Origin of the sequence: uncultured Methylovirgula sp. (assembly GCF_947646745.1) — a bacterium.
GTDB lineage: Bacteria > Pseudomonadota > Alphaproteobacteria > Rhizobiales > Beijerinckiaceae > Methylovirgula.
In genome coordinates, this window is sequence record NZ_CANSHK010000076.1 from 1 (window position 1) to 4,855 (window position 4,855).

The window sequence follows — 4,855 nt, forward strand, 5'->3', positions numbered from 1 at the left end:
ATGCGCTGTTCGACAACGGCCGCCGCGGCCGCGTCATCACCGGCGCCAACAAGCGGCCGCTGAAGTCGCTTGCCGATATGCTCAAGGGCAAGCAGGGCCGGTTCCGCCAGAACTTGCTTGGCAAGCGCGTCGATTATTCCGGCCGTTCGGTCATCGTCGTCGGCCCGGAACTCAAGCTGCATCAATGCGGCCTGCCGAAGAAGATGGCGCTCGAACTCTTCAAGCCGTTCATCTATTCGCGCCTCGACGCGAAGGGTTTCTCCGCGACGGTGAAGCAGGCAAAGAAGCTCGTCGAGAAGGAAAAGCCGGAGGTTTGGGATATCCTCGACGAGGTCATCCGCGAACACCCGGTGATGCTGAACCGTGCCCCGACGCTGCACAGGCTCGGCATCCAAGCCTTCGAGCCGAAGCTCATCGAGGGCAAGGCGATCCAGCTGCATCCGCTCGTCTGCGCGGCGTTCAACGCCGACTTCGACGGCGACCAGATGGCCGTGCACGTGCCGCTGTCGCTCGAAGCCCAGCTTGAGGCGCGCGTGCTGATGATGTCGACGAACAACATCCTGCATCCGGCCAATGGTCAGCCGATCATCGTGCCGAGCCAGGACATTGTTCTCGGCCTCTATTATTCGACGCTGATGCGCGACGGCGAGCCGGGGCAGGGCATGGCCTTCGCCGACATGGGCGAACTCGAGCACGCGCTGAACGCAAAGGCGGTGACGCTGCATACCAAGATCAAGGGCCGCGCCTGGACCTTTGACGAGCACGGCAATCGCGTGTCGAAGGTCTACGACACGACGCCGGGCCGGATGTTGCTCGGCCAGCTTGTGCCGGACCACAGGAAGATTCCCTTCGACGTCGTCAACAAGCTGATGACGAAGAAAGAGATCTCCAACATGATCGACGTCGTCTACCGCAATTGCGGGCAAAAGGAGACGGTCATCTTCTGCGACAAGATCATGGCGCTCGGCTTCCGCGAAGCGTTCAAAGCCGGCATTTCGTTCGGCAAGGACGACATGGTCGTGCCGGAGACGAAGAAAAAGATCATCGAGCAGACCTCGGCGCTCGCCAAGGAATACGAGCAACAGTACAACGACGGCCTCATCACCCAAGGTGAGAAGTACAATAAAGTCGTCGATGCCTGGGCGAAATGTTCCGACAAGCTCGCCGAGGAGATGATGGCGCGCATCTCGGCCGTGCAGAAGGACGATCACGGCCGCGACAAGCCGATCAACTCGATCTACATGATGTCGCATTCGGGTGCGCGCGGTTCGCCGACGCAGATGAAGCAGCTTGCCGCGATGCGCGGGCTGATGGCCAAGCCTTCGGGCGAGATCATCGAAAGCCCGATCATCTCGAACTTCAAGGAAGGCTTGACCGTTCTTGAATACTTCAACTCGACCCACGGCGCCCGCAAGGGCCTCGCGGATACGGCGTTGAAGACGGCGAACTCCGGCTATCTGACGCGGCGTCTCGTCGACGTGGCGCAGGATTCGATCATCACCATGCTGGATTGCGGCTCGACGCGCGGCATCCGCATGCGTGCGATCATCGATGCCGGCCAGATCGTTGCGACGCTCGCCTCGCGCATCCTGGGCCGCACCGCTGCGGAGGACCTGAAAACCCTCGACGGCGAGATCATCGTTCCGGCCGGGACGATGATCGAAGAATGGCACATGGACAAGATCAATGCCGCCGGCATTCAGGAGGTGAAGATCCGTTCCGTCCTCGTCTGCGAGGCAAAGAACGGCGTCTGCGCCACCTGCTATGGGCGCGATCTTGCGCGCGGCACGCCCGTCAACATGGGCGAGGCCGTCGGCGTCATCGCGGCGCAGTCGATCGGCGAGCCCGGCACGCAGCTCACCATGCGCACGTTCCATATCGGCGGCGCGGCGCAGATTGCGGACCAATCTTTCATCGAGTCGAACTTCGACGGAACGGTGAAGATCCGCAATCGCCATGTGGCGCGGAACTCGGAAGGCGATTTGATGGTCATGGCGCGCAATGTCGCCGTGGTCATCGAAGGGCCGGACGGGGTCGAGCGGGCGGTGCAGCGCGTCCAATATGGCGCGCGGCTCAAGGTCGATGACGGCGACAAGATCAAGCGCGGCCAGCGGATCGCCGAATGGGATCCCTATACGCGTCCGATCCTGACCGAGGTCGACGGCAGCGTCGGCTTCGAGGACCTCGTCGAGGGCGCCTCGATGTCGGAGACGGTCGACGAATCGACGGGCATTGCCAAGCGCATGGTGGTCGATTGGCGGCTCAATCAGCGTTCCGCGACGCTGAAGCCGGCGATCGTGCTGAAAGGCGCGGACGGCAAAATCCTCAAGCTGCCGCGCGGCGGCGATGCGCGCTACACCCTGCCGGTGGACGCGATCTTGAACGTCGATCCCGGCGCCAAGATCAAGGCCGGCGACATTGTCGCCCGCATCTCGATGGAATCGGCCAAGACCCGCGACATCACCGGCGGTCTGCCGCGCGTTGCCGAGCTCTTCGAGGCGCGCCGGCCGAAGGACCACGCGATCATCGCCGAAGCCTCGGGCACGGTGCAGTTCGGCCGCGACTATAAGAACAAGACGCGAATTTCGATCATCCCTCACGAAGAAGGCGCGGAGCCGATCGAATATCTGATCCCGAAGGGCAAGCACATCCATCTCCAGGATGGCGACATCGTGGAGAAGGGCGATTACATCGTCGACGGCAATCCGGCGCCGCACGACATCCTGGCCATCAAGGGCGTCGAGGAACTCGCCGCTTATCTCGTCAACGAGATTCAGGAGGTCTACCGGCTGCAGGGCGTCAACATCAACGACAAGCACATCGAAGTGATTGTCCGGCAGATGTTGCAGAAGGTCGATATCGTCGATCCAGGCGATACCGATTTCCTATCCGGCGAGCAGGTCGACCAGCTCGAGATGGACGAGGCGAACGAGCAGATGCTGGCCGAAGGCAAGAAGCCGGCGACGGGCACGCCCGTCCTGCTTGGCATCACCAAGGCCTCGCTGCAGACGCGTTCGTTCATCTCCGCCGCCTCCTTCCAGGAGACGACGCGGGTGCTGACCGAGGCGGCCGTCAACGGCAAGACCGATACGCTCGAGGGCTTGAAGGAGAACGTTATTGTCGGCCGGCTTATCCCGGCCGGCACCGGCGCGGCCATGGCGAAACTGCGCCGGATCGCGACGACCCGCGACGATCTCATCCTTGCTCAGAAGGCGACCGAGGCGCCGCTGGCCCTGCCGCCGGCGGAAACCGCGGCGAAGTAAACTGCGGCGCCGCCTTTCTCCGGTTTTGGAAAGGCGGCGCCGTTCAAGACGCGAAAATCCCCTCGGAAAGGGGTTGACGCGTCTCGGGCGTATCATTAAGTTCCGCGCACTTTCGACAGGTCGTAGGTTCTTTTGTTCAGGGCGTCGCGCCCGGAACCCAGTGGGCCTAAACGCTGTCGGTTTCAGCGACTGACAAGTCACATCGGGTCGGCGAGCTCTCGCAGACCTCTTGGAGGCAAGACCGGGGCTCTGCCGCGGTCCTCTGCGATGTTCCAGCGCCGGAAGCCCAATAGGGCCGAAGGCGCTGATTTGTTTGCGCGCAAGCTTGGTTCAGGCCGGCCGTCCGGACGGGATCATGTGCTGAAACAAGGGTTTAATTTGCCGCTCGCGCGGCGCGCTGTTGGGATTTGAAGGGCGAATATGCCGACGATCAGTCAGTTGATCCGCAAGCCGCGGCAGGAAAAGGTCTATCGTGAGAAGGCGCGCCATCTGCAGGCCTGCCCGCAGAAGCGCGGCGTCTGCACCCGCGTCTATACGACGACGCCGAAGAAGCCGAACTCGGCCCTGCGCAAGGTCGCCAAGGTGCGGCTCACCAACGGTTTCGAGGTCATCGGTTATATCCCGGGCGAGGGCCATAACCTGCAGGAACACTCGGTCGTCATGATCCGCGGCGGCCGCGTCAAGGACTTGCCGGGCGTGCGCTACCACATCCTGCGCGGCGTGCTCGACACCCAGGGCGTCAAGAATCGCAAACAGCGCCGTTCGAAATATGGCGCCAAGCGGCCGAAGTAATCGGATCGGATTGAGTTTGCCCGGGCAGGGGCCCGGCTTGGTTAAATGGCTTTAACGGATGGCCGCTTCTGGCGGCCGACGCAAAGAGAGTGAAGCAATGTCGCGACGTCATCGCGCCGAAAAACGGGAAGTCATTCCGGACGCCAAGTTCGGCGATGTCATTCTGGCCAAGTTCATGAATTCGATCATGTACGACGGCAAGAAGTCGATCGCCGAATCGATCGTCTATGGGGCGTTCGATGCCATCGAAGGCAAGCTGCGCACCGAGCCGCTGCCGGTCTTCCGGCAGGCGCTGGAGAATGTCGCGCCGGCGATCGAGGTCCGCTCGCGCCGTGTCGGCGGCGCCACCTATCAGGTGCCGGTCGAGGTTCGGCCGGAGCGCCGTCAGGCGCTTGCCATCCGCTGGATTATCACCGCCGCGCGCGGCCGCAACGACAAGACGATGGTCGACCGGCTTTCGGCCGAGCTCATCGATGCGGCCAACAATCGCGGCAATGCCGTAAAGAAGCGGGAAGACACGCACCGGATGGCGGAGGCGAACCGCGCCTTTTCGCATTATCGCTGGTGATTTTTCCGAGACCCTGAAGGAATCCGTCCGATGCCCCGCAGCCATAAAATCCAAGACTACCGAAACTTCGGTATCATGGCGCATATCGACGCGGGTAAGACCACGACGACCGAGCGCATCCTCTTCTATTCCGGCAAGTCACATAAGATCGGCGAAGTCCATGAGGGCGCCGCGACCATGGACTGGATGGAGCAGGAGCAGGAGCGCGGCATCACGATCACGTCGGCCGCGA

The 4,855-nt window shown here is 62.3% G+C and carries 4 protein-coding genes; all 4 read left to right on the plus strand.

Annotated elements, in window-relative coordinates:
- Positions 1–3,263, plus strand: a 3,263-nt coding sequence (locus tag Q0025_RS14765; RefSeq protein ID WP_297300451.1) for a DNA-directed RNA polymerase subunit beta', incomplete at its 5' end; no start/stop codon positions are given.
- Positions 3,264–3,683: 420 nt separating this feature from the next.
- Positions 3,684–4,055, plus strand: coding sequence for a 30S ribosomal protein S12 (gene rpsL / locus Q0025_RS14770; protein WP_297300453.1), 372 nt, complete (start codon positions 3,684–3,686; stop codon positions 4,053–4,055).
- Between the two features lie 97 nt (positions 4,056–4,152).
- Positions 4,153–4,623 (plus strand): 30S ribosomal protein S7, encoded by a 471-nt coding sequence (gene rpsG / locus Q0025_RS14775; protein WP_297300454.1) that lies wholly within the window; start codon positions 4,153–4,155, stop codon positions 4,621–4,623.
- A 30-nt stretch (positions 4,624–4,653) separates the two neighbouring features.
- On the plus strand, positions 4,654–4,855 hold a 202-nt coding region (locus Q0025_RS14780), incomplete at its 3' end, for a GTP-binding protein (RefSeq protein WP_297300455.1).